Raw genomic sequence first — 25,814 nt, forward strand, 5'->3', positions numbered from 1 at the left:
GGCGATGACAGACACCTGCATCGTCCTCGGCGCCTGGAACGGTCGGCCCCTGCGTGAACGCACCCTGCAGCCGGTCCTGGTGATCGGCCCCACCGGCTCGGGCAAGACCACCACCACCGTTCTGCCCACCCTGTTCGCCGGCTGGCGCGAGAGCGCCGTCGTCTGGGACTTCAAGGGCGCCATGGCTGGCGATACGGGCGCGGCGCGCGAGCGCTTCGGCGACGTCATCGTGCTCGACCTCGCTCGGCCCGGCGGTCCGCGCTACAACCCGCTGATGGCGGTGCGGCCGGGTGCGCATCTGGTGCCGGACTGCCAGCACGCCGCCCGCATCCTCACCGAAGGCGAGAAGGAGGGGCACTGGCGTAACGCCGCCTTCTCCTACCTCACCGGCGTCTTCGTTTACCTGCTGACCGCCGCGGCGGATGCCGAGAAGTCGCTGGCTGGCGCCCGCCGGCACATCCTGCTCGGCGATGACGGGCTGACGCTGATGCTGGCGGAGAACGTCCATCCCACCGCCCAACGCGCCGCCCAGGAGCTGTGGGACAAGAGCGTCGCCACCGACGCCGAGCCGCCGGCGTCAGGGTTGGACGAGGAGGGCAGGAAGGACGCGCCGGCCAGGAAGAGCGGGCGGGGTGGGGCGGTCGACAAGAGCCTGCATTACCGCAAGTCGGTCTACGTCACCGCCTCGGTGCTGCTCGCCGAGTTCGAGGATGCCGTCCTCGACGCCCAGACCGCCGCCAGCGACTTCTCGATCTCCGACCTTGTGGCCGGCGAGCGACCGGTGACGCTCTACATCGTCGCCCGGCCGATGGACGCGTGGCGCCTGCGTCGGGTCTTCACCCTGATCCTGACGCAAATGATCGACTTCCTCACCGTCGACCGGGATCGCGCCGACGACGGGCGGGCGCGGCGCTGGAAGCTGCTGGTGGCGCTCGATGAGTTCCTCCAGTTCCGCATGGCCGAGGCAGCGGAGTGGATCCGCTATGTCCGCGATGACCGACGAGATGATGGCGCTTCGCGCGCTGCTGGAGAAGAGCCCTGACGCCGACGTTCTGCGCGAGATGATCGGTTTCGCGGCCGAGCGGCTGATGGAGCTGGAGGTGCAGGGCCTGACCGGCGCTGCCCACGGCGAGCGCTCCGCCGAGCGGCTGGTCCAGCGCAACGGCTACCGCGAGCGCGACTGGGTAGCCCGCGCCGGCACCGTCGAGCTGCGCATCCCAAAACTGCGCAAGGGCTCGTACTTCCCCGGTTTGTGAAACAGCACGCAGGTAGGACCCCAAGGGGTCTCATAGTTTCAGCAGGCTATTGTGCTGATCGGCGCCGAAACCCCGTGCCGATTCACATTCACGCCGATCTCCGGCCCCAGATCGATCACCAGCTTCCAGGCTGGCTTGCGGGCCTCCGGAAAGGCCTCGACCTGGACGATCTCGCCGGCTCGGACATCGACGGCGGCAAACTGATCGAACGTAATGGTTTCTGTCATGGCTCGTCTCCTGCGGACTGTTGTTGATGGAGCTTGGTAGAAGTGCGATCACGGAAGGCGCCTGCGGAGCACATCCAGCGGAATAGGCATGTCGTGGTGCTTGCCGGTGCGAGACATGGGGTGTCCACAGTTGCGTTGAGCGGGTAATACTCTCTTCGGTGTGAGATTCGAGCTCTTGCTTTCCATGCGGAATGCAACAAAAACTCATCTCATGCCGAAACGAGTCGCCATGCACCGCCAACTTGACCCGTTTGACCGGGCGATCCTGCGCATCGTGCAGCGGGACAACAAGACGTCCCAGCGCGCCATCGCCGACTTGGTCAACCTCTCCCCGGCGGCCGTCCAGCGGCGCATCGCCGCAATGGAGGCGGCGGGCGTCATTGCGGCCAATGCCGCCATCGTCGATACGGCGACGCTGTCGCTGGCGATCACCACGATCGTCGAGGTGCACCTTCGTGACGAACGCGCCGAAACGGTCGATGCCGCCAAATCTCTATTCCGCGGCGCCGAGGAGGTGCAGCAGTGCTACTATGTCACGGGCGGAACGAGCTTCTCCTCATCGTCGTCACACCTGACATGCGCACCTATGAGGCGCTCACGCGGACACTGTTCGCCGAAAGCGATCTCGTCGCTCGTTACCGGACATTGGTCGCGCTTGATCGGGTCAAATTTGGCACGTCTGTTGTCGTGCCTTAACGGTCACAATCCGCTGCGTGGCTCCGCCGGTGCGGCGAAGCAGCCGCTTGAGCCGTGGGAGGGGGAGCATAAATGACCGTGGCGCCGGTGGATGAAGAGGAAGGTTCGGGTGGCGGCGGCGCCTCCCTGGCCGGCTACGAGTACCAGATCGACGCATCGGTCTGGTTGGCGCTCGATCTCGTCGTCGTTTCGCGGCTGACCTCGGCGCTGCAGCTCGAGCCGGCGAGCCAAGAGGACCTCGAAGGCGAGCTGGCCGACTTCGAGCCGTCACGCGCAGTCACTCAAGTGCCGCTCGGCGCTTACAAGCTGATCGTGCAGGTGAAGCGCCGTGGCGGCGATGCCTGGACGCCGACCACGGTGAAATCGTTGTTACTGCATGGCAGCGACACCCGACCGTCGGCGGCGAAGCGGCTCGCCGACTCCGCGTCGCGCTACCTGCTGATCACGAGCGCAGGGCTCAACGGCGACGCGCGCCAGCTCAAGGTCCGGCGCGCCGGAAACTGGCCCAAGCACGCCGCTCTCCCGGACGTGATCGCGGAGGTGCTTCCCGCTGATGCAGCGGGCCGCGTGGCGGTGATCGCAAACGAGGATGACGAGCGCCTCAGGGCGGACATCGAGCGTCTGCTGACCGAGGGCTGCCGCGTGCCCAACGCGAACCTGGACGCGTGTCGCCGAAAGCTCCGAGAAGAGTCTCGGGCGAGGATCGCGCGGGCCGGCGGAGGCTGGTGGCGCCGCGAGGAGCTGGAGCACGTCGTCCGGGAGCATGGCGGCTATCTCGCGAGCGCGCCCGAGCTTGAGCACTATGTGCATCCCACGAACTGGAGCGATCTGCGGGCGGCGATGCGCGAGCGCAGCGCGGCGCTGATCATCGGCCAGTCGGGGACGGGTAAGACCCTGGCGACGAAGAAGCTTTATGACGAGCTTCGCCTGGAGATGCCCGGACTTACGCGGGTGCCGATCCGGCTCGGGCCGCAGCAGCTTCGCGACGACCAGACGCCATCGCCCGTGCTCTACGACATCGAAGACCCATGGGGGCGCTTCGACTTCGACCCGAAGAGCCGACCTTGGAACGACCAACTCGCGCGCTTCTTCGCGGAAGCGGGGCCGAACCGGATGATTGTCGCCACCTCGCGGCTTGACGTCGCCCAGGAGTCGAAGGCGCTGGACAGCGTGGCTGCGTGGCTCATCAAACTGGAGGCCGAGCATTACGGCGCAGCGGAGCGCAGTCGCCTCTACCAATCCCGGATCAGCGGCCTGCCGCGCGAGCTGCAGCCCCTGGCTCGAGGCGCCGAGCGGAAGGTGCTGGACGAGCTGGCCACGCCGCTCGAGCTGCAGAAGTTCTTCGACGCTCTTCGAACGCTTGATCGAGCTGGGCTGAAGAACCCGCTGGGCTTCATCGCGGACGCAATCCGCAGCGCGCACCAGAACGCTATCGAGAACACGGTTGTCGACCAAATCGAGGAGCGTAAGGACATTCGCGCCGCCGCGGTGATCTGGAGCCTGCTCAAGGCTTCGGACAAACTGTCCCAATCCGTGCTCCGGGAGATCGAGGATGGGCTGGCGGATCTCGACGCGGCGATGGAGCGGGGCGTGTCGCCGCTGGTCAATTTCTTCATCGCCGCCCGCAATCTGCGGCAAGCCGACGGCGGGATCGTGGCCTACTACCATCCCCGGGTCGAAGCGGGGGTCGAGAAAGCGATGGAGGCGCATCGCCAGGAGGTCCGGCATACGCTCAAACACCTTCTGGATCTTCTCGTTTCTGAGGACGGGCCCGGCGGAGAGTGGGGAACCGGGGCTGCGGCGCGGATTCTCGCCGCGGGCCGGAGCCGGTTCTCCGTCAAGGCGAGTGGTCCGACCGCGACCAAGATCGACGCTTGGCTGGAAGGCAGACTGACGGAGGGGGGCAAGGCGCTCGAAAGCTATATTGAACTCGCCGCCGAGGCCGGCTCAGCCGCGAGCAACGGAGCCGAGGTGGCGCGCTTCCTCCTGCATCGCCCCGACAACACCTTTCCGGGCTTCACCGTCTGGGGTGCGCCAGAGCGGTCGGAGGCTTGGTACGAGGCCCGGCGCGCCGATCCGCGGACGAAGCCCCTGATCGAGGGTTTCGTGCGAGAGATCCTGCCCGCCGATCGCGTTAGCTATCCTGCCAGCCTCTCGGCGCAACTGGAGCGGCTTGCGCCCGATCTGTCGGGTGCGTTTCTCGATGCGGCGATGCAGGTGGTGCGCTTTGGCGTTATGCAAGCCGACGATGCGATCGCCGAAGGCGCGCTCCGGGACCTGGTGGGCTTCGAGCGAATTGTCGACTCGGCCGTCGCCGAGCTGACTCCGAACGACGCGGATCGAAACAGGGCCGCGCAGCTCCGCCTCGATTTCGCAAACGAAGTCTACTCCGATGACTATGCACAGCATCTGGCCGAAGATGACGAGGGTCACACCGCCGAAGTCTTCCTGACCGCGTATGTCCGGCAGGCGCGGGCCATCCTGGGGTGGCGCAGCCTCGTCACGCATCGCCATGCCGCCAGGCTGCTGTTCTACTGGCTTCACCAGCTAGCGAAAGAGGTCAAGGTGAAAGGCGCGGACGCCGAGGAGCTGCAAGGCGTTTTCCGAGCGGCTTATGGCGATGAGCGTGAGGACCTGCTCTGGCTCATCCTGCAGTCCGCCTGGGATCCGGTCTACCTTCCGCCGCTGCGTGACCGGATCGTGGCGGGACACACCGATGAGGATGTCGCGCAAGCGGCGTTGACCTGCCTGATTGAGCGAGCGCCCGATGCTTTCCGGAGCATCATGGGCGAACTCGCGGCTGACGGTGGTGCGAGTCGCCTTGTCGAGATCGCGATCGAACTCGCCAGCCTGCGCTGGCGGCGCGGAGGCGACGGCACGCAGCATGGCGATGCCGCCGAGCTTGCGGTTCAGGCGCTTCCCGGCCCATACCGGCAGATCAGCGAGGCGGCGCTCGCGGTGGATACCAACGATACGCCGACGTTGGACGACGAGGCGCAGGCGACGCTCGCCGCCATCGCGTCACCGAGCGAGCGCGTCCGTCGGTTGCGGGTCGCCCTGGCCGCCGTCGCGCCTTCGCCGGTCGAGGAGGACGTGCGCTGGCTTCTCCAGCACAGCGCCGACTCTGCCACGGCGGTCTTGGCGGTCGAGGCCGCGATCAGGCTCGACATGGACGCCGAGGTTGAGGCGGCTCTTGACCACAAGTTTGCCCATGTCAGTGCTTGTGCGCTCACGACGCTTGGGGAGCGGGCCGACCTGCCGATACCGGTTCGTCTTCTTGCCAAAGCCTCAGACCATGGCAGTCCCGTGCGCAAGGCCCTCGTCGCCCTGCTCAAGCAGAAGCCGCACATCGCCCATCTGCCGGCTCTGATGATCCTTGCCAGGGACACTTGGTCCAGGGACGAGCGGCATTACGGCGATGACAGGGATTTCCCGATCGCGCGAGGCGCCGTCGAGGCCATCGCCCTTGCGGCGCCTCTGCCGCCAGCCGAGGCTCGCGAGCTGATGGCGATCGCCCTGGACACGGACGATCCGGACGTCCGGACGTCGATCTTCCGATTGCTGACCAACAGCGGCGATCTTGAGCTACAGGAGCAGTTGTTGGACTTGGCCGTCCGTCCCGGGCAGCCGGGCGTACGGCGGGCGGCCGTGGGCGGCCTCCTTCAGGGCGCGGAGGCAGTGCGACCGGAGATCCTGGAAAAGATCACGGCGCCAATGCTCGCGACACGGTACGAGCCTGTGGCCGCCTCGCTCTCCCTTTTGCTCGCTTGGCGGGGGGATCAGGACAGGGTGCGCGCGGTAGCCGAGGAACTGGCGACGAATGCGGACCGACGCGTGCTGCTCCTCCTGCTTGTCTGGTTCATGAACAAGCGGAACCCGCCGATCGCCCAAGAGATCGCGGCAATGCTGCCTGCCGGGCATCCGGCGGTGGCCTGGGCGCTTGGCGGCGATGTTGTGGAGCCGGACGACGTGCTGCTGGCCGATCTCGGCGCCCCCGCGATCTGCACCCGGGTGCTCGGCTTCATGCGCATCAAGAAGTGACCCGGGGCGCGCCGGCTGGCGCACGCCGGAGACCAACCGATCCATGTTCTGGACGCAACGCCAGTGATCGTTTGGTCCAGATCAGCCTGGACGGTGTTGACGATGTTGTGGGCTCGGGCGCGCCCAGGCGGTCGCCGGATCAGGGCGCCGGAGATCAACCTGCCGGCGCTCCTCATCGCCGACCTCGGCGAACGGGTGGCCCCGCCGCGCTGTTCCATGTCATAGATGGTGTTTTCGGCGAGCGGGGCGATCGGCCGGAGTTGATGCACTCGGATCGTTTGTGGCAGGCCGATCGGTAAGGTAGTATAAGGCATTACCGGATGCGTGCGAGGGATTGAGATAGCCCGACACAGTTTCATGCTTCGATAGCGTTGTAAATGCCACTGATACCTGCCGTCAGTGTGGCGCTGGCGTCAAATGACCAGACATTGAGAATGGGGGGCGATCTTGTCGCGACGACGCGAACTTGCCGAGCCGGAAGCACCGGGCGAGACGGCCGAGGCTCTTGTTGCGAAGATCCTCGCTGACGTCATCGAGACGGCTGCCATGCCGTTCGACGAATGGAGCGGGCTGAGCAATAACCCGTTCGTGCCCCTGGCAATTCCGATCGACGCCGGTCGCCAGTACAAAGTCACCCAGACCGGGGTTGATGCCGCACACACATTGGCGGCACAGACTTGGCTCGCGCGCCAGGACTTCCGACAGACGCTCACGCGCCCGGAGTTCGACAAGATCACCTTCCACGCCATTGGCCAAACGATCTTCGATTGCCGCGCACATCTGTCGGATGAGCACGGCGCCCCAGACGCTCAGGTCGGGCCTGACTTCTACGCCGCTGTGGCTCGGGACTTCTCAAAGAACGTGGATCGTTTGGCGGATGCAGCCCGGTCTGACGTCGACCGGCATATTCCATGTCATCTCTTCCACGGCGATCAGGCGGTGCCTGCCTTTGCGGTTGGTCCGATCGAGTTTCTGCCACGCGCCGATTGGATCGCCCGCTACGTCCGTGATCCTACTCAGCTGGCCCATATCCAGCGGGTGGAGACACGCGCGGTCAGCTACAGCGATTTCCGCGAGCAGGCCTTACAGGTGGGCAGCGATCGCGACCTTTATCGTGCGTGGGAAATTCTTAGCTCGCTGCGGAACTTCGAGTGGGTGGCGACGATAAGGATGAGAGGGCACGCGCTCAGCCAGTCGCATCAGAAGGCTTCGGTCCTGGTCGGTTTGGCGATCGATGCGATTGGATTGCGCTTCCAGGTGGAGGATGCGCGACGGTTCACGAAGGCGGGCCGGCAGCATCTCTTTGGAGAGGAGCGGCTGGCCACATCGCCCTCCGGCGACTTTCTGCGTGGGTCCAGCATGCAGATGCCAGGTCTTGGTTCGGCGCCGGGGGCGCTGGCGGCAAAGATGGCGGCCGAGCGCCCCTTCCTCGATGCGGCCGGCAAGGTCCTCGACGCCTTTGTGGTGGGGCGACAATCTGGCCGCGCGCCGCATCTCGTAGAGCGATGGGCGAACGCGCTCTACTGGGTGGGCGAGGCTCGTCGGGAAGCGTCGGATTTCATGGCCGTTGTCGATTACGGCTGCGCCGCCGACGGGCTGACGGGAGCGAAGGGAAAGGCCACTGCCATCACCTCCTTCGCCGAGGCTGTGCTCAACCCCAAGGGTGAGGCGACGCCCCCGGGCATGCTCTCTGTCGCGAAAGCCGTCTCACGGGTCTATCGTGAAGGACGCAACAAGCTGGCGCACGGCGAGGCGGCAGGCCTGTTCGAGGATTTGTCGGAGACGCGGGCCATTGGCGACGCACTGCTCGTCAATCTGTTTGACACGGTGACGCTTGTCTTGGCGGACACCATCGAGAAGCGGCCTGACGTGTTTGAGCTCGATGAGCAGATCGCGTTCCGATTCATTGAGACAAAGCTGAGGCAGCGACCGTGAGACAGGCGAGTTGTGGGGCAAGGCTTCCGAGAAGTATCGGCTAGATGTCACCGTTGTTCGTCGTGGGCGCTGAAGGAAACACCTCCGAACTCGTTAAATATCGAGTCCGAAACTTGCTTTTGAATGACGCTGTTGCGGCGGGTCACGTCGCACAGCGTACTGTGCTATGAATTTCGTGACGGTACTTTCTTGGTTCGCAACAAGACTCATCCGAGTCGCCGAGAATGGGCCGCGAGAAGTGATCGACCTCGATAGATACCGAAACCGCGCCAAATTTTTCTCGAGCAATTTTCCCTTTTAAATTATCATCGTAAAATTTTGACGGACCGTGTGTCGGCTTTCGACGCCAAATACACGAGAAGATATAAACTAATCAATATCTTAGCTTTGTTTGGAGCAATCGAGTGGGAGTAACGGATACACACGGCGTCAATAGCGTAGTTTCGGCCGCGATTTCGGTAAGCGTTGTGTGACGACACATCCGACGTGATCGTGGTTCATGAAATATTCCGCTGGTCGCAGTTCAGCGGGGTAAGAGGATGTCGGGTCAGGATCTGGAGAGCTATTGGCGCGGTCATGTCGATGCCTGGAAGGGCAGCGGGCTGACGCTGAAAGCCTATGCTGAAGCCCATGGAATTGGACGCTGGGCTCTGGGACGGTGGTCGCGCCGCTTTGCCGCTGCGGAGGAGGTGAGCGCTCGCTGTCATAGGGATAGCCCTGGTGCTGTCCCTATGACGGCGAGCGCTCCCTTGGTGATGGAGATCGTCGAGGCGGCACCCCGCCGGCGGTATTGGTCGCAGGCGGAGAAAGAGCAGCTGGTGGCGGAAACCTGCGAGCCGGGCGTGAGCGTGTCGCTGGTCGCCCGCCGGCGCGGGGTCGATCCCAGCCTGCTGTTCCGCTGGCGCCGCCAGATGCTCACTCCGGCCGAGCCGACGCCCATCTTCGCGCCGGTGGAGGTGGCGGACACCACGTCCGCTCTTCCCCTCACGCCGCCAACTCCATGCAGTGCCGGCATGATCGAGATCGAGTTGGCCGGCGGACGGCGGCTGCGGGTCGGTCGGGATGTCGATACCGAAGCACTGCGCCGGGTGATCAGCGTGCTGGAGCGGCCATGATGCTGTCGATCCCGGCCGGTGTGCGCATTTACCTGGCGCTGGAGCCCTGCGACATGCGCCGCGGCTTCGACGGACTGGCCCTGCTGGTGCAGCAGGCGCTGGGCAAGGATCCGTTCTGCGGCCACCTCTACATCTTCCGAGGGAAAGGGGCTGGACGCGTAAAAATTCTCTATGCCGATCAGAACGGCATGTGTCTGTTCGCCAAGAGGCTGGAGCGCGGCCGTTTCGTTTGGCCAACGACGCGGACGCCGGGCGGCACAGTGGTACTGACGCCGGCGGAACTGTCCCTGCTTCTGGAGGGGCTGGACTGGCGTCACACCGTGCCGGCATCCAGGCCGGCCGTAGCGGGATGAATGGGAGAAAAAGTGAGGAAAACCGCGGGCTTGGCTGGCTTGGGGCCGTGATCCGAGATACAATCGGCCATGCGCTTCGACCTCGACAACCTGCCCGCTGATCCAGCCCTGCTGCAGCAGATGGTGCGCGATTTGGCCGAGGTTGTGGAGCGCCAGAAAGCCGATCTGGCGGAGCTGGAGGCTCTGCGTCAGCAACTCCGGCAGATGCAGCGCACCGTCTTCGGGCGCCGCTCCGAACGGCTCGATCCCGATCAGCTCGATCTCGGGTTGGAGGAGCTGGAGGCGGACATCGCCCGGGTCGAGGCAAAACTCGCAGCCCCTGAACTGGAACCGTCGGCCCCTGCGGAACCACCCAGCCGTGGCCGCGACTTGCCCGATGATCTGCCGCATCACGATCTCACACTCGAGCCGCCTGGGCTGGAGTCCGGCGCCGGGGTTTGCCCCTGCTGCGGCGGGGCTTTGCATGAGGCTGGCGAGACGGTGGCCCGGATGATCGACTATGTGCCGGCCCAGGTGCGGGTGCTGCGCATTCGCCGGCCCAAATACGCCTGCCGCGGCTGCGGCACGCTGCATCAGGCGCCGGCCCCGGAGAAGCCGATCGCCAAGGGCATGGCGACGCCGGCGATGCTGGCGCACGTCATCACCAGCCGCTACTGCGATCATCTGCCCTTCTACCGCCAGGCGCAGATCCTGGCCCGCAACGGCTTTCCCGTTGACCGCTCGGTTCTGGCGGGCTGGGCGGGACAGGCGTGTTGGTGGCTGGAGGCGCTGCATGAGGAGTTGGCCAAGGCCCTGTTCGCCTCGGCCAAGCTGTTCGCCGACGACACGCCGATGCCGACGCTGGCGCCAGGAACCGGCCGGGTGAAGACCGGACGGCTGTGGGCCTATGCCCGCGATGACCGGCCCTGGCAGGGGCTGGACCCGCCGGCGGTGATTTACGCCTACACCAGCGATCGCAAAGGCGAACGCCCAGCCGCCCACCTGCGGGAGTTCTGCGGTGTGCTGCAGGTGGACGGTTATGCCGGGTTCGAACGGCTGGCTGCCGGCAACCGGGTCGTGCTGGCGGCGTGCTGGAGCCATGCGCGTCGACGCTTCTACGACTTGGCCGAAAACGGCTCGCCGATCGCCGCCGAGGCGCTGCGCCGCATCGCCCGGCTCTACGCGATCGAAGAGCGCATCCGCGGCCGCACGGCCGATGAGCGCCGGCAGCTTCGGCAAGCCGAAGCCGCTTCCCAGGTGGCGGAGCTGAAGGCGTGGCTGGAGCACGAACTTCCCCGCTTGCCGGGCCGCTCCAAGCTGGCCGAGGCGATCCGCTATGCGCTCGGCCGCTGGAGGGCGTTGTGCGTCTACCTGGATGACGGCCGGGTGGAGATGGATACCAACACGGTGGAGCGCTGCATCAGACCGGTAGCCCTCGGCCGGAAGAATAGCCTCTTCGCCGGCTCGGAGGGCGGCGGCCATCGCTGGGCGGTGATCGCCTCGCTGGTTGAGACCTGCAAGCTCAACGCTGTCGAGCCGTTCGCCTACCTGCGCGACGTCCTGGAGCGCATGGTGAACGGCTACCCCGCCGCACGCCTTGCCGATCTGCTCCCCTGGAACTGGAAGCCCGCCGTCAACGCCTGATCCGGTGCGATCACGCTCCGCTTACCGATTTCGCAGCGTCGCCGTTGCTGTTCATTCCTCACTTCCGCTTGGCTAGCGTTCTCCCTTCTGAATTCGCAGGTTCGATCTGCGCCACCTCCCGCACTATGTGCAACCGCTTTAAAGGGTGAGAGGGCCATTGCGTATAACAGCGTGCGCAAAGGCGGGTCTGTTGTGCGCTCTGGTGTATTTGCGATAACATCCACTCTGGAAGCTGGTAGCGACCCGACCGGCTGCGCTGAATCCGTCATCGGGAGACCGACGCTATGACTGCTTTCAAAATATTGACCAGGAACGGCGCAGCTGATCCCGGACAGGAGCAATTGCTTTCCAACCTCGTCGCCGAGCTGCAGAAGCCCGGCGCGAAATTGCTGCTTCACCTGCATGGCGGATTGGTAGACCAAGCGTCGGGCGAGGTTGTTGCCGAGCGGCTCTCGGGAAACGGTCCGGACAGCTGGCAGCTCGGGCCTGACTGGACACAAGTCTATGTCATCTGGCGGACTGGTGCTTTCGAGACGATCAAAACAAACTGGACCGATCTGGTACATGATGATCGTCTCTATCAGACGATCCTGCGCAAGCTTATTGGCTTCGTGGCCCGCAAGCTCGGCGTGTCAGCGATCATGGCGCGTGGCCCGGGGGCGGTCGATATAGATGACGCAGAGATCCACAGGCGATTGACCGGTCAGGCTGGCGCACGGCCGTTCGACGACTTGGATCGTCAGCTGGTGCCCGACCGGCCTCCGGGCGCGCGTTCCACGATCATGGGCGAGCAGACGAACGGCGAGCTTGCGATCGACTTTCAGGACGAACTGGCGGCGGATGAGGCTTTCCAGCGCGTGGTTGCCGACATTGACGAGGCTATCAATGTACCGAGCGGAGCCCGCGCTCCCTCAGTCGGCGCCGATATGTCTGCCGGCGAGGCGATGCTGGGGCGGTTGGACGGCACCATCCGCGATCAGCTCCAGCCTCCGCCTGCGATCGAAGAGGCACCGCGCGGCATCGTCTCGGCTGGCACCTTTCTCCTCTCCCATGCCGGGCAAGTCGCGATTAGATGCTTCAAGCGCTTCCGAAGCGGCCGCGACCATGGCCTCCACGCCACGGTCGTCGAGGAGGTCTGCCGCGAGTTCTATGGCGACCTCGTCGGCGCAAAGGTCTGGGGCATGATGGTCCGCGACGCCGCCGATCATTTCGAGCTGGGCGGATTGGGGAGCACCCTGATCGGCATCATCAAGGCTCACAGTCCCGACGATCTCGTCATCGCCGGACACAGCGCCGGTTCGATCTGGGCCGCGCAGTTCCTGCGCGCGGCAAAGGCCGCGGGTCTCAACAAAGGGGTCAAGCTGATCCTGCTTGCACCGGCGATTCGCATAGATGTTTTCGCCGAGATGATTGACCACGCCGGCAGCATGATCGAGAGCTGCCGCATGATCACGATGACCGATGAGCTTGAGCGCCGCGACGCCGTACTTGGCCACGACAAGGGCTACATCTACCCAAGTTCGCTTCTCTACATCGTCTCGGGGATGTTCGAGGAGCGAAGTGCCAAGGCTTACCCCGACGCTCCGATCCTGGGAATGCAGCGCTACCTGAACCTGTCGGGTCTCGACAGCGATGAGCAGGGCGCTGCAAAGCGGATTGCCAACTTCTTCCAGGGGAGCGACCATGGTATCATCTCGTCGCCCACGCCAGGCGTGTCGATGGCTGACAGCCACGGTGCGTTCGACGACGAACCGCTGACGCTCGCGACCGCCCGCGCGCTCTTTCTAAAGAGCCCGCTGTGAAGAGTTGGGCGATCGTCGTCGGGATCAACATCTATCCGCAGCTTGCCATGCAAAGGCCTTTGCATGGCGCCGTTGCTGATGCTTGCGATTTTGCTGATTGGGCGCTCGACCCGGCGGGTGGAAATGTTGCGCCGGAATGCCTGTACTTCTGGACATACCCTTGGCCGGCGGCTGCGCAAGGCCGGCTTCAGGATTATCTCGCGGCCGGTCCGCCGCTTTGGGACAATGTCGACACTGGCTCGGCCGCGCCCGATCAGACGCGTGCACCCAAAGCGCTGGAGATTACCACGACGATTGAGAGCGTCGGCCGTGCCATGCGTGGAAAGGCATTGGAAGACGGCGATACCGAGACCCGGCGTGTCTATGTGTTTCTCGCCGGCCACGGCATTCGAGCGAAGACGGTTGATCGCAACGAGGAAACCTGCTTCCTGGCGGGTGATTTCCGGCCGCTCAATTCCAGTCTCGCAGCCGGGCTTGTGCCTTGCGACAGCTTTCGAAGAGCACTGCTCAGCGGCCGCTTCGACGAAGCGATCCTGTTCACCGATTGCTGCCGCTCGCAGACCGCCCGTTCAACCCTGGTCGCGCAGCAGGTATCCGACTATAGCGGCCAGCCGACCGAGCCATGCAGCATTGCCTTTGCGGCGCAAGACAGCATGCTGGCCTACGAGACCACAAACCCGCCGGTGCGTGGCGCCTTTTCGAGCGCGCTCATGCGCGGACTTCGCACCCACCGGATCGGCGCCGTGGCGGCTCTGCACGCGGCGCCGCTCAGGCAATATGTCATCGATAACATCAAGGATTTCACGACCAGCGGGCAAGTTCCCAACATGTGGTTTCAACCCGATCCGGACGGGCCGTTGATCGTCTCAGGCTTTCCGGCCGCTGCTGCGCCACCTCCCATCGGTCCGCTTATCGATGTCTCCGCACTTGTCGCCGGTACGCAGCTCATCCTGAATGGCGGCGACAACAAGCCGTTGCCGGGAATGGCACCCTTCGTGGTCGCCGGGCCGACCCTGCAAATGCCGCCGCTCGCGCCAGGCCTGTACCTGATCGAGATCGCCGACGGCACCGGCCGATATTCCATGTTCAAGCACCCCAGCGTGGAGCCCGTCCATGTCGGCTGAAACCGCGCCGGCACGGCCCCTGATTGGTCTGTCGCTCGTTGCGCGCCCTGGCATTGCGATTCGTCTGCTTGATGGCGGGCTGCACGAGATCGCACGGGGCAGCGGGCGGCTCGATACGGAGCAGCCTCAAGGTCTCTATTTGGTAGAATGGAGTTCGGCGGGGCGGCAGTCGCAGACGATGGTCCGTCTCGACGGTAGCCAGGAGAGAGAGGAGATCCACTTCGATCCCAGCGACAAGGATTCTTCGGACGCACTCGACCATGATACGAATGAGCGCATCGCCCTAGTCGACGCCGTCAACGGCACGTTGAGACCGTCGGAGCGCAACTCCGAATCCTCGATCATTCTCGTAGTGTCAGGCGAATCCGATACCCTCAGGAAAGCAGCCGACCTCAATCTGCGGCTGTACGACCGGGAGGAGGTCGCAATGCGTGCCGACCGCGCCGCCGCCCCCGATCTGGTGCTCGGTGCCGGCGAGCGTGCGCATTGCTATCGCGTCAGGCCAGGTCGCTACCATATCGGCTTTCAGTCGATCCTGGGCGAGCGTCTCGGCCAAAGCGTACCGGCGCTCGCAGGGCGGCAGACGCTGGTCTTCCTCACCGTCTCGCATACCAAATTGATCGTGGCCGATGGTGAGGAATTCGACGAAGAGGATAGTGTCGGCGTTGACCCTGCGCGTACGACGATCATCACCGTGCGCGGCGATGAGGAAGATTATCGGGTCCGTGAACGCGTGCGGTTGGCTCGGTTGATGCTGTTCGATCTGACAAACGCGACGAACTCGCTTTCGGACGATGTTGTCGCGGTGCTTGACGATCCCAAAACCGATCCGCTGCTGAAGCTCTATGGCGCTCTCGTCGCGCTGTCCGTTCACGAACGAAGTGGATCGATAACGCCAAGCGAGGCACGGCAAGACGGGATACTGTCCTTCTTCGATCAATCCTGGACTGCACGGCTGCGGGATTGGATCGCCAAGCCGGCCCAGCCCGGACTGCCGACCGATGCGCTCGCTGCCTGCTGGAGGTTGCAACGCAGCAATCCACATGCCTTCGACATGGCCGAGTGGAATACCTTGCCATCGCGAATTGAAGCACCGCCAATGCTTGAATGCGCGTGGCGATGGGCGATCGAAGAAAGCATCGCACGCCCCAGCGCAGTACGCGGGACGGCGATCGTCGCCGCAACCGCGCGATCGGCAGGAGGCAGCCAGCCCTGGCTTTGCTGGCAACTGGCTGCGGCGAAAGCACGGTTCTCCCCCGTCAGAGCAAAGGCGGGCGATTTGCCTTCTCTGGTGACGCGGGTCGCGGGCAAGGTTGCGGCTTTGGTCGATCCGCATGATCTTAATCGCAGCTTCCTCAACGGGTTGGAAGGGTTGAGCCCTGACATCCAGGCAACCGCGCTTCGCGCGCTTCAGCTTGTGGTGCCCACTGCCACCAAGGTCTCTACCGATACGATCACTGACTTAGCAGTGGCGCTGGGTTTGCCGTCCCGCTTGCTTCGTAAGCGGCTTGTCAAAACGAGCGAAGCGCTCGATTCCGCCAGTGCATCGACGCTCACATCGGGCCGGGACAAGAGCTTGGCAGATACCCCCAGCCGGCCGCGCGAGCAGGCCCCTGGACTGTCGCTGCGCATCCTGCATAAGAACGACCTACAGAAGGGCCGCTTTGGCGGTGAACCACGTCGTGGAGGCTTCGCCGTTTCCGCCGAATTCGAAAAGACCAACTCTAAAAATTGGACGAGGGCCATCCTTCGCGTCGAGGGGCCGAGCCGCGATGGAGAAGCGGTTCAGTTCCATTTGCACAACAGCTTCAAGCCACCGCTCGAAACGCGAAAATTCAGATCCGGTGTGGCCAAACTCACAGTGACCGTCTGGGGCGGGTTCACGCTCGGCGTCTGGATACCCGCGCACGGCGTCGAACTCGAACTTGATCTGGCGCAACTGAGTGACGCCCCTCGCATCGTGCGCGAACGCTGACGTACGAAAGCTTCGGGCAGCCACGCTCGTCGATTAGCGTTGTTTCGCGGTGGCTTCACTCTGCTGAGCGATCCATATCGCGGTCGGCCCCGCGGCATCACACTGTGGTCGCCAAAGGAGGTCTACCCGTACGCATCCGGTGAGCGCCGCCTTGGCAAGGTAGGGGGCGGCGGCTGAGATTTGCGCGGCGCGTCATCGCGCGGACGCAAACGAGTGCCAGACGTCATGGCTTACCAGCGTGTCGAGGTTCTGACGGGGACAGAGCAGCTCTCGATCCGGCCGATGATGTCAGCCACCAACTCTATCGCCTGTGCGCGCGTGTCCGCTCCCATGACAAAGGTATGGAAAGCGGTATGTGGTCATCTGATCGCGTTCGCAGCTGACCGTGGGAGGTTCTGGAACCCAGACCTAAGTCCGCTCAGCGTTGTAGTGCACACGCGATCCGTAGGTGGCGCCGCAGATATCCCTTTTGCGTAGTGCACCACTCGCGGTATATTCGTCGTTGCTCTCGACAGGAGTGAGCCGCCCGCGTGGCGCAGCCCTCAACGGCACTGTCAGGACGACCGAGGCACCATGCCCATTCCAAGGCCGTGGGAAGCGTTAGCGGGCGACGTTTCGATCATGGCCGATGGAGATGGTCATGGCGAAGCATTTTGCTACACTCAATGGAATCAAGCGCGCTGCGATTAAGCTGAAGCGCCGCACTGGCGTGAAGCACAACGAAGCGTTGAACCAGATCGCACGTGAGGCCGGCTTTACGGACTACCACGCTGCGACAGTCTCCTATGCTGCAGCACCCGCGGCGCCCGGCTACGCCATCACGATCTACGAATTCTGGTCGAACCGATCAGTCGGTACGCGCGGCAACGAGTCGCGAACCTTCATGCTGCCCAAGCCGCTTGATGACCTCGTGAAGCCGCATCAGCTGTTGGGCTATCTTGGTGGAACCCAAATCTCGGAGCTTGGCCTGGTTGGCTATGGCCATTCGCACAGTCAGGCTCAGGCGCGCGCCGAGATCTGCCGGATGGCGCGGACGTTCCAGTTCATGGCGGCGACCGGGCTTAAACCTTCGCGGGGTGGACGTTGCTATCCCAAGGGCGACCAAAATTACCGGCCGCCCGGCGCCGACCATGATCAAGGGTGGTACGACCCCGCGACGCGCAGCTTCCTTTTGACCGAGGAACCCTATCCAGGCCGGCATCAGCGGAGTGCCGAGGAGCGCAGGGTATGGGCCGCCAAGCATGGCTGGAAGACCGTGCAGTCGCACTGGGGCAGCATGTATGGCCACGGAACGGAGCTGTACCTGACCGCCAAGGCAGGCGGCATCGATCTGGCAGAAATGGCTCGCCGCCTCGCCGCGCTTCCCGCGCCGTTCAGCGAGCACGACTGGCCTGGGGAAGACGAAGAGGAAACGAAGGCACCCTTGCCGCCGGTCGAAATTATCGAGATGTCGCCCAAACTTGCCGCAGCGCTGAAGCATCAGCGCGACCTAGACATAATGGAAGCCGGGCCGCAGGCGCCTGAGCTCAGCGGTCTGTATCGCGGTGTGGATGTGTCGAGCCGGTGGGACATCGGCCATGAGCTGACCAGGATGCGAGAGATCGTCGATGCCATGCCCGACTATGTGCGGGAACGGGTCGCGTCGATCTGGTGCGACTCGAATGCGCAGGCGGACTATTGGGTGAAGGTTGCGCCGGGGCGGTGGTTCGACGGCATCGAATATGAAGTCCGCGACGTCGTTCGCATCGCGACGAGCGGGTTCAATGGCCTCTTGGTCGAAGGTGATCGGCACGAGAAGCAGTTCGCCTCTGAATGGGCGGGTGATAACTATGACTCTGCCGAAGAGGCGTCCGGTGAGCCGGTCGAAGTGGATGTCGAGGATCTGTAGAGCCGGCGGGAGCGAGGCGAGCAGCCTCGCTCCCACTATACAAGGATTCCAAACTATTATGGTGCTTCTAAAAGGTCGTGCGGGAAAGGGAAATACCCAAGGCGGGTCCGGATCCCGCATCTCCGGGGTGGTACCTGTCGGCGCCCTGTGCATGACGCGCTACCCGCCGATTCGCACCGGCTCCGTATCCAGCCCGGCCGCCTTGCGGGCCTGTATGGTCGTGTGCTTCTCGACCATCATCAGTGCCTCGCGCATTTGGCGAAGTCGGCGCGAGCGGTCGTAGACGCGCGCGGTCACCCCATCGCTAGCATGACCCAGGATGCGCTTCTGCACCGCATCCGGCGTGTCGTATTCGCCGAGGATCGAGGCGCAGGTGCGGCGCAGATCGTGAGGTGTCCAGCGTCGGTCTTCCGCGTCATGGTGACCCAGCTTGCCGGTTAGCAGCCGGGCGGCGCACGCGAGCCCGTCCACGGTGAGTGCGCCTGCGGTCTTTCCGCTTGGGCTGGGAAACAGGGGGCCATCCCCGCACGCTTGCTGGCGGCGGCGCAGGACGCTGAGCGCCAAAGGTGGAAGCGGCAGATCACGGCGCGCGGCCGCCGTCTTGCCGCCGAGAGCGGCCACCCGCAGCAGGACAAAGCCTATCTCGCTGTCCTCCTGAATGTCGGTGGCCTGAATGCGCAGCACCTCCCCGGCGCGCAAACCGAGCAGCAGCGCCAGGGCCATGGCGTCGAGCGTTTGCCGGCTTATCGGGCGGGTGCCGTCCGCTTCCCGCTGGTAGATCGTGCGGCCGTCCAGCAGACCGAGCGCCAAGGCGAGTTCGCCGAGTTCGCCGTCGCTCAGAATGCGGTCCCGCGAGCGTTCCGCGGCGGCCGATACCAGCAGCCGATCCGCCGTGCCGCGGGTGGGAAGCCATCCCTTATCCTCCAGGTGCCGCCACAGCGCGGTGATCACGCTGCCCAGCCGGCGCGTCTGCACGCCTTTCTGCTTGGCCCTGGCTTGGCGCCGGGCCTCGCGGTCCACCACGGCCGACAGCATGGCGCGATCGACGTCGGCCGGCGCGAGCTTGCCCAGCGCTGGCACGAGGTGGAGCTTCAGCAGCCGTTCCCGTTCTTTCCAGTAGCGTTCCGCCCGCCCGATCGCCTTCAGGTGCGCGATGTAGAGCGTGGCTGCGTCGGCCACCGTGCGGGGCTTCTCCAGGGCGAGTACGGCCCGCGTCTCGGCCGCCTTGGGGTCCCGGCCGCTGCGCGCCTCTGAGACGACGCGGCCGGCCGCCAGCCGCGCGTCCGACAGCGACACCGCGGGATAGGCGCCCAGCGCGACGCGGCGCTGGATGCCCTTGCCGCCGCCTTCCGCGCGGACGCGGCAGCGCAAATACCACGTCTTGGTGCCGCTCGGATGGACCTGCAATTCGAGGCCGGCGCCGTCCCTCAGAATGGTGCGAATCCCGTCCTTGGCGCGGGCGTGGCGGATCGTCGTGTCGGTCAGTCTGGGCATGGCCGTTCTTAGACTGTCAGAAATACAGTCCGATAAATGGTGTCACAGCCGGTGTCACACAAATCGCGGATGCCAGGGGGTAGAGTGGCGAATCCAAGCGTAGTCCCGGCGGCCCAATCAGTCGCCTGCATGATGTCACGCGTTCCGGATTATCCTTGAAACTTCAGCCGCTTGCCGGCATATCAGATTCCGGCATTTCCAGCATTTTCCGGCCCTCGCGCTTACCTCGCCGAAGGGACTGGAATACTGATGGAGATGCAGAGCGAGGACTACCTGCAACGGCAGCATTTGACGTAAGCGCGGGCAGCCTGAAAGCTGTAACCCGCTTCGGCTTGCCGCTTAACGGGCGGTCAGTCATTGAGTTGAATGCCGCTCTCGCGAAATCGGCCTATGACGTGGATTATTTTGTATCGGCGCTCTGTTCATGTCGATTGAAAGTAATCCATGGCGGGGCATTCACTATGATGGCGCGCTTTATTGTGCTCGGCTGCCTGCTGGCAGCCGGGGGGGCCGGTTGCGTCCCAAGTCCACGCTTCGAGACGACGACGAACTATTTTTCACCGGTCAGCGAAGCTGGGAAACTTTGCGTAGCCCAGTGCCGGCAGGTACAGTCCATGTGTGAGTCCGCAAGAGAATTGGCTCTTCAAACCTGCCGGGCAGAGGGACTGACCCGTGCGCATGAGGATTATCGGGCTTATCTCAAGTCACTACCCAAAGACTTCAATAGAAAGAAGATGAAGCGGCTCGAGGACTTTGAGCGGGAAATCAGCTGCTCCAGCAATCTTTACTGCTCATCTGATTACGATCAGTGCTTCAAATCCTGCGGCGGCCGGATCGAGCAGCAGACCTTTTGCGTCAAGGATTGCAAGCTGATGAAGCCGCCACAACCGGACGGGGTCGCGGTCGGACCGAAGACCACGCTCTGATCCCAGCGGTCCCGTCGAAGACTGCTGGGATCAGAGCAACGCTCAATCCTTCGCTCCCGCCCGCCGCCGCAGTTCCTCGAAATCGCGGCCGGCATGGTGGGAGGAGCGGGTCAGCGGGGTCGCCGACACCATCAGGAAGCCCTTCGCCCGCGCCACCGTGCCGTAGCGCTCGAACTCCTCGGGCGTGACGTGGCGGGCGACCGGGTGGTGGTTAGGGGTGGGGCGGAGATACTGGCCGATGGTCAGGAAATCCACCCCCGCCGCCCGCAGGTCGTCCATCACCTGCAGCACCTCCGCCGGCTCCTCGCCCAGCCCGACCATGATGCCGGACTTGGTGAAGATCGACGGATCACGTTCCTTGACCCGGTCCAGCAGGCGCAGCGAGCCGTAATAGCGTGCCCCCGGCCGCACATCGGCGTAGAGCCGCGGCACGGTTTCCAGATTGTGGTTGTAGACGTCGGGCCGGGCGTCCGCCACCGTCTCCACCGCCCCTTGCTTGTTGCGGAAATCGGGGGTCAGCACCTCCACCGTCGTGGTGGGGGAGGTCTCGCGCAGGCGGCGGATGCAGCGGGCGAAATGCGCCGCACCGCCGTCCGGCAGGTCGTCACGGTCGACCGAGGTGATGACGACATGGGCGAGGCCAAGCTCGCCCACCGCCTCGGCCAACCGGTCCGGCTCGTGGGGGTCGAGCGCGTCCGGCCGGCCGGTGGCGACGTTGCAGAAGGCGCAGGCCCGCGTGCACACGCTGCCCAGGATCATCACCGTGGCGTGCCGCTTGCTCCAGCATTCGCCGATGTTGGGGCAGGCGGCCTCCTCGCAGACCGTGTTCAGGCCGTGGCGGCGGACGAGCGACTGCGTGTCCTCGAACGCCGCCCCGCCGGGGGCGCGGGCGCGGAGCCAGGCCGGCTTCTCGGCCCGATGCTCCGGGCGGGCGGGCTTCATGTGCATCGCGGGCAGGGCCATCAGTGGACAAGCTCCGGCTGTTCGGCCGCGGCAGTCGCCGCCTGCGGCTGCACGATGATCTTCACATTGCGGTCCTTGTGGGCGACCAACTCCTCGAAGCCGCCGCTGACGATGTCGTCCAGCGTGATGCGGCCGGTGATCAGCGGCTGCACGTCGATGCGGCCGTCGGCGATGAAGCGGATCACGTCGGCGAACTCGCCGTTGTAGGCCAGCGAGCCGATGACCTGCTTCTCGGTGGCGACGATCTCGAAAAAGTTGAAGGAGCTGGGCTCCTCGAAGATGCCGACCAGCACCGCCTTGCCGGCCTTGCGGATCACGTCGATGGCGAGCTTGGCGGTGTCGCGATGGCCGATGCACTCAAACGACACGTCGGCGCCATAGCCACCGGTCAGCACCTTGACCTCCGCCACCGCGTCGCACTCCTTGGGGTCGAGCACGATGCTGGCGCCGACCTCCAGCGCCTTGGCCTTGCGGGCGGCGGACATCTCAAGGACGATGATCCGTCCGGCGCCCGCCGCCTTCGCGCACATGATGGTGCACAGGCCGATGGTGCCGGCGCCGACCACCACCACGGTCTCGCCGACGATGCTGCCGGCCTTCTTCACCGCGTGCATGCCGACCGCCAGCGGCTCGATCAGGGCGCCGGCCTCGGTCGGGAAGCCGTCGGGCAGCTTGTAGAGCAGTTCGGCCGGAACATTGACCAGGCTGGCGAAGGCGCCGTTGTTCATCAGGCCGGTGAAGGCCAGCTTTTCGCAGATGTTGTACATGCCGTGCTTGCAGTAATAGCACTCGCCGCAATGCTGGCAGGCGTCGGCCGCCACCCGGTCGCCGACGCTGAAGCCGGTGACGCCCTCGCCCAGCGTCGCGATCTCGCCGCTGAACTCGTGGCCGAGGATGCATTGGCCCTTCAGGCCGGTCAGCGGGTGGGGGGTGTCGACGGGGATGAAGACCGGGCCGGCGACATACTCATGCAGGTCGGACCCGCAGATGCCGCACCAATGCACCTTGATCTGCACCCATCCCGCGGGCGGGGCGCCCGGCAGCGGCACGTCCTCGACCCGGATGTCTTTGCGGCCATGCCAGACGGCGGCCTTCATCGTGGAAATCGCATTCATGGTGTTGTCCTCCGGATTTTTATTATCGGCGTTCGGCGATGGCGGTCAGGCGAAGACCATCCCGCCATCGACCAGCAGGGACTGGCCGGTCATGAAATCGCTGTCGGACGAGGCGAGGAAGCGGGCGACGCCGACCAGATCGTCGGGCCGCGACGGCCGGCCCAGCACGGCGCCGGCGGCGAACATGTCGAAGGCCTCATTCTCCGACTTGGTGATGCCGGTGTCGCGGAAGCCCTGGTCGATGATCTTCCACATCTCGGTCGCCACCACGCCGGGGCAGATGGCGTTGGCGGTGATGCCGTCCTTGCCGAAGCCGCGGGCGGCGGCCTGGGTCAGGGCGACGACGGCGAACTTGCTGGCGGAGTAGTGGGCCAGCGGCTCGTAGCCCTGCTTGCCGGCGATGGAGGCGGTGTTGACGATCTTGCCGCCGCCGCCCTGGCTCTTGAACGTCTTGATCGCTTCCTGCATGCCGATCAGCACGCCCAGCGCGTTGACGTCGTTGACCGTGTGCCAGTCGTCCTCGGTGATGTCGAGGAAGGGCTTGGTCTGGGCGATACCGGCATTGTTGAAGATCACGTCGAGCCGGCCGTGGGCCTTCACCGTCTCGTCGATCATGCGGCGGACGGCGGCGCGGTCGCGGACATCGACGGTGACGGCGATTGCCGTGCCGCCGGCGGCGCGGATGGCCTCCGCCACCTGTTGGGCGTCGGCCTCGGTGCGGTCGGCGATGGTGAGCTTTGCACCGTCGGCGGCGAGCGCCTTGGCGATGGTGGCGCCGATGCCGCGGCCGGCGCCGGTGACGATGATGCTCTTGTCCTTGAGATCAGGCATGAGCGGTCTCCTGCCGGCGCGCTGGCGGATGGCCGCACGCCGGTGGCGAGGGGTTCGGAATGGATCAAAGACGAGGCCGGTCGGGCCTCAGTTCGCCTTGGCGATGTGGTCCTTGAGCAGCGCGTTCACTTTGCCGGCCGCCTCCATCTGCACCATGTGGCCGGCGCCGGGGATGACGGCGACCTGTGCCGTGTTCGCCAACGCCTGGGCATGGTGGGCGGGGATGACTTGGTCCTCCTCGCCCCACACGACCAGCGTGGGCGTCCTGCCGTCCGCGATCCCGGACGCCAGCACGCTGGCCTGCCTACCGTCGGCGAACAGCGACGAAGACAGCGCCCGCAGCGCCTCGTCTACGCCGTCCAGCCGCTTGTACTTCAGGAGGTCGTCAACCATCTGGCGGCTGACAAGGCCGCGGTCGGCGAACAGCGTCTCCAGGACCGGCTTCAGGTCGCGGCGCGATGTCGCACCGACGAAGCCCTGGATGTAGCCGTGGTCGATCTGCTCGCCCAGGCCGGCCGACGCGATCAGCGACAGCGACGCCACCCGGCCCGGCGCGTCGAGCGCGGTGCGCATCGACACCGCCCCGCCCATCGAATGGCCGACGAAATGGGCGCGCTCCACCCCGACCGTGTCGAGGAAGCCCAGCACCGCCTTCGACAGGCCGGACAGGCTGGGATCGGCCATCTGCTTGGTCGACTGGCCGTGACCGGGCAGGTCGAGCGCATAGACGGTGGCGTTTTCCGCCAGAGCGTCGATGGTGAACAGCCAGTTGTCGAGGTCGCCGCCGAAGCCGTGGACCAGCAGCACGGTCGGCCCACCCTCGCCGCGCTTGGCGTAGCGGATGGTGCCGGCCGGGGTCTCGGCGGTGTGGTACTGCGGACCGGCCTCGGCCTCGCCGTCGTCTTCGCCGGCGGGGACGGCATAGGCGCTGATGAAGGCGTCGATGTCGTCGTCCGGCACGTCCGGTTCGGCCAGCACGGCGATCAGCGCCTTGACCGGATAGACGGTGCCGGGCTCGCCCAGCACCCGGCGCAGCACGCCGGTCTCTCCCGCCTCGACCACATTGGTGATCTTGTCGGTCTCGACCTCCAGCAGCTCATCGCCGATGGAGATGGTGGACCCCGGCCGCTTCAGCCAGCCGGTGACCTTGCCCTCCGACATGGACAGGCCCCATTTCGGCATGACGATGGGCTTGATGCGCTCGTTCAACATGGAACTCGGTCTCCTGGGAATGCTTTTTTGATTGGGGCGTCACTTGCCCCCACCCCGACCCTCCCCCGCTGGGCGGGGGAGGGGGTTAAGCGCCTGTTCGGGAGGGGAGCGGAGTTCCCTCCCCTGCGAAGCGGGGGAGGGTTAGGGTGGGGGCATTCATGCCGGCGCCTACCTCACGCTGCGATGCTGCGCGCCCCCTTGGGTGACAGCGTCCGCCGCACGGCGCCGGCGATGCTGTCGGCGCTGGGGACGTACAGATCCTCCAGCGAGGGCGCGAAGGGCACCGGCGTGTGCGGCGCCGTCACCATCTGGATGCCGGCCTTCAGCGCCCCGAAGGCGTTCTGGCCGACGAAGGCGGCGATGTCGGTGGCGAGGTTGCAGCGCGGGTGCGCCTCGTCCACCACCACCAGCCGGCCGGTGCGCTCGACGCTCTCGATGATGGTGTCCCAGTCGATGGGCGACAGGGTGCGCAGGTCGATCACCTCCGCCTCGGTGCCGTCCTTGGCCAGGGCCGTCGCCGCCTCCATCGCGCGGTGGACGGTCAGGCCATAGCTGACGATGGTCACGTCGTCGCCGTCGCGCAGGACATTCGCCTCGCCGAAGGGGATGGCGTAGCTCTCCGCCGGAACCTCGCATTCCAGGCCGTAGAGGTTCTTGTGCTCGCAGAAGATGACCGGGTCGTTGTCGCGGATCGACTGGATCAGCAGGCCCTTGGCGTCATAGGCGTTGCTGGGGCAGACCACCTTCAGCCCCGGAATGTGGGTGAACAGCGGGGTCAGCATCTGCGAATGCTGGGCGGCGGCGCGGAAGCCGGCGCCGACCATGCCGCGGATCACCACCGGCGTCTCGGCCTTGCCGCCGAACATGTAGCGGAACTTGGCAGCCTGGTTGAAGATCTGGTCGAAGCAGACGCCCATGAAGTCCAGGAACATCAGCTCGGCCACCGGCCGCAGCCCGCAGGCGGCGGCGCCGATGGCGGCACCGATATAGGCGGACTCCGACAGCGGCGTGTCCATCAGCCGGTCGCCATGCTTGGCGTACAGCCCTTTGGTGACGCCCAGCACGCCGCCCCAGGCGTCTTCCTCGCCCTGGGCGCCGGTGCCGCCGACGATGTCCTCGCCCATGACGATGACGGTGGGGTCGCGGCGCATCTCCAGGTCCAGGGCCTCGTTGATCGCCTGCTTCATGCTGATCTTGCGGGACATGTGTTTCCTCCGCGTTTGGCGTTTCTTGAATGG

General features: G+C 65.1%; 19 protein-coding genes and 2 pseudogenes. 14 read left to right on the forward strand and 7 right to left on the reverse strand.

The annotated features are described in order from the left end of the window. Nucleotides 1-4 precede the first annotated feature (4 nt). Both B9N97_RS16650 and B9N97_RS16655 read left to right on the forward strand, forming a co-directional pair. On the forward strand, nucleotides 5-1,042 hold the full coding sequence (locus tag B9N97_RS16650; RefSeq protein ID WP_085088596.1) for a type IV secretory system conjugative DNA transfer family protein: 1,038 nt from the start codon (nucleotides 5-7) through the stop codon (nucleotides 1,040-1,042). Then, nucleotides 993-1,247: pseudogene (locus B9N97_RS16655) on the forward strand (transposase); the annotation flags it as partial. The gene B9N97_RS16650 and the pseudogene B9N97_RS16655, both read left to right, overlap by 50 nt. Nucleotides 1,248-1,294: 47 nt before the next feature. On the opposite strand, the gene B9N97_RS16660 reads toward B9N97_RS16655, so the two are convergent. Further along, the gene (locus B9N97_RS16660) at nucleotides 1,295-1,483 is read right to left on the reverse strand and encodes a hypothetical protein (protein WP_085088599.1); all 189 of its coding nucleotides are present in this window, start codon (nucleotides 1,481-1,483) and stop codon (nucleotides 1,295-1,297) included. Nucleotides 1,484-1,712: 229 nt separating this feature from the next. On the opposite strand from B9N97_RS16660, the gene B9N97_RS16665 reads away from it, so the two are divergent. The 11 genes and pseudogenes from B9N97_RS16665 to B9N97_RS16715 all read left to right on the forward strand — a co-directional run bounded on the left by B9N97_RS16665 (nucleotide 1,713) and on the right by B9N97_RS16715 (nucleotide 18,035). After that, a complete protein-coding gene (locus B9N97_RS16665; protein ID WP_348520088.1) occupies nucleotides 1,713-2,255 on the forward strand; it encodes an Lrp/AsnC family transcriptional regulator in 543 nt (180 codons plus the stop codon). After that, nucleotides 2,252-6,220, forward strand: coding sequence for an nSTAND3 domain-containing NTPase (locus tag B9N97_RS16670; protein ID WP_085088601.1), 3,969 nt, complete (start codon nucleotides 2,252-2,254; stop codon nucleotides 6,218-6,220). Before B9N97_RS16665 ends, B9N97_RS16670 begins: the two co-directional genes overlap by 4 nt. Nucleotides 6,221-6,667: 447 nt before the next feature. Then, nucleotides 6,668-8,155, forward strand: a complete 1,488-nt coding sequence (locus B9N97_RS16675; protein ID WP_208621227.1) for a hypothetical protein — start codon at nucleotides 6,668-6,670, stop codon at nucleotides 8,153-8,155. 539 nt (nucleotides 8,156-8,694) lie between these two features. Next, a pseudogene (gene tnpA, locus B9N97_RS37030) lies at nucleotides 8,695-8,844 on the forward strand (IS66 family insertion sequence element accessory protein TnpA); the annotation flags it as partial. A gap of 42 nt (nucleotides 8,845-8,886) precedes the next feature. After that, on the forward strand, nucleotides 8,887-9,270 hold the full coding sequence (gene tnpA / locus B9N97_RS36770; protein ID WP_085086476.1) for an IS66-like element accessory protein TnpA: 384 nt from the start codon (nucleotides 8,887-8,889) through the stop codon (nucleotides 9,268-9,270). Continuing rightward, on the forward strand, nucleotides 9,267-9,623 hold the full coding sequence (gene tnpB, locus B9N97_RS16690; protein WP_085086474.1) for an IS66 family insertion sequence element accessory protein TnpB: 357 nt from the start codon (nucleotides 9,267-9,269) through the stop codon (nucleotides 9,621-9,623). The genes tnpA (B9N97_RS36770) and tnpB overlap by 4 nt, the downstream gene beginning before the upstream one ends. Nucleotides 9,624-9,692: 69 nt before the next feature. After that, nucleotides 9,693-11,246 (forward strand): IS66-like element ISAli15 family transposase, encoded by a 1,554-nt coding sequence (locus B9N97_RS16695; RefSeq protein ID WP_085086472.1) that lies wholly within the window; start codon nucleotides 9,693-9,695, stop codon nucleotides 11,244-11,246. A 284-nt stretch (nucleotides 11,247-11,530) separates the two neighbouring features. Continuing rightward, nucleotides 11,531-13,048 (forward strand): hypothetical protein, encoded by a 1,518-nt coding sequence (locus tag B9N97_RS16700; RefSeq protein ID WP_085088605.1) that lies wholly within the window; start codon nucleotides 11,531-11,533, stop codon nucleotides 13,046-13,048. Then, a complete protein-coding gene (locus B9N97_RS16705) occupies nucleotides 13,045-14,172 on the forward strand; it encodes a caspase family protein (RefSeq protein ID WP_143266737.1) in 1,128 nt (375 codons plus the stop codon). Before B9N97_RS16700 ends, B9N97_RS16705 begins: the two co-directional genes overlap by 4 nt. Next, nucleotides 14,162-16,147 carry a pYEATS domain-containing protein gene (locus B9N97_RS16710; RefSeq protein WP_085088611.1) on the forward strand — a complete coding sequence of 662 codons (1,986 nt, stop codon included), beginning with the start codon at nucleotides 14,162-14,164 and terminating at the stop codon, nucleotides 16,145-16,147. Before B9N97_RS16705 ends, B9N97_RS16710 begins: the two co-directional genes overlap by 11 nt. A gap of 640 nt (nucleotides 16,148-16,787) precedes the next feature. Continuing rightward, nucleotides 16,788-18,035 carry a hypothetical protein gene (locus B9N97_RS16715; RefSeq protein ID WP_143266739.1) on the forward strand — a complete coding sequence of 416 codons (1,248 nt, stop codon included), beginning with the start codon at nucleotides 16,788-16,790 and terminating at the stop codon, nucleotides 18,033-18,035. A 159-nt stretch (nucleotides 18,036-18,194) separates the two neighbouring features. Here B9N97_RS16715 and B9N97_RS16720 read toward each other — a convergent pair whose 3' ends face one another. Continuing rightward, nucleotides 18,195-19,529: a tyrosine-type recombinase/integrase gene (locus tag B9N97_RS16720; RefSeq protein WP_085088615.1), complete on the reverse strand. Its 1,335-nt coding sequence runs from the start codon at nucleotides 19,527-19,529 to the stop codon at nucleotides 18,195-18,197. Nucleotides 19,530-19,684: 155 nt separating this feature from the next. Here B9N97_RS16720 and B9N97_RS36330 point away from each other — a divergent pair, with 155 nt between their 5' ends. Continuing rightward, the gene (locus tag B9N97_RS36330) at nucleotides 19,685-20,455 is read left to right on the forward strand and encodes a hypothetical protein (RefSeq protein ID WP_244560743.1); all 771 of its coding nucleotides are present in this window, start codon (nucleotides 19,685-19,687) and stop codon (nucleotides 20,453-20,455) included. A gap of 42 nt (nucleotides 20,456-20,497) precedes the next feature. Here the strand turns inward: B9N97_RS36330 and lipA are convergent, their stop codons facing one another. The 5 genes from lipA to B9N97_RS16750 form a co-directional block, all read right to left on the reverse strand. Next, on the reverse strand, nucleotides 20,498-21,418 hold the full coding sequence (gene lipA, locus B9N97_RS16730; protein WP_085088621.1) for a lipoyl synthase: 921 nt from the start codon (nucleotides 21,416-21,418) through the stop codon (nucleotides 20,498-20,500). Further along, on the reverse strand, nucleotides 21,418-22,533 hold the full coding sequence (locus tag B9N97_RS16735; RefSeq protein ID WP_244560744.1) for a 2,3-butanediol dehydrogenase: 1,116 nt from the start codon (nucleotides 22,531-22,533) through the stop codon (nucleotides 21,418-21,420). The genes lipA and B9N97_RS16735 overlap by 1 nt, the downstream gene beginning before the upstream one ends. Nucleotides 22,534-22,578: 45 nt before the next feature. Further along, nucleotides 22,579-23,364, reverse strand: a complete 786-nt coding sequence (locus tag B9N97_RS16740; protein ID WP_085088624.1) for a glucose 1-dehydrogenase — start codon at nucleotides 23,362-23,364, stop codon at nucleotides 22,579-22,581. 87 nt (nucleotides 23,365-23,451) lie between these two features. Beyond that, nucleotides 23,452-24,576, reverse strand: a complete 1,125-nt coding sequence (locus tag B9N97_RS16745) for an acetoin dehydrogenase dihydrolipoyllysine-residue acetyltransferase subunit (protein WP_208621228.1) — start codon at nucleotides 24,574-24,576, stop codon at nucleotides 23,452-23,454. 173 nt (nucleotides 24,577-24,749) lie between these two features. Further along, complete coding sequence (locus B9N97_RS16750) at nucleotides 24,750-25,781, reverse strand: alpha-ketoacid dehydrogenase subunit beta (RefSeq protein WP_085088627.1); 1,032 nt, start codon at nucleotides 25,779-25,781, stop codon at nucleotides 24,750-24,752. Nucleotides 25,782-25,814: the final 33 nt, after the last annotated feature.

Origin of the sequence: Azospirillum oryzae (genome assembly GCF_900177515.1) — a bacterium.
GTDB lineage: Bacteria > Pseudomonadota > Alphaproteobacteria > Azospirillales > Azospirillaceae > Azospirillum > Azospirillum oryzae_A.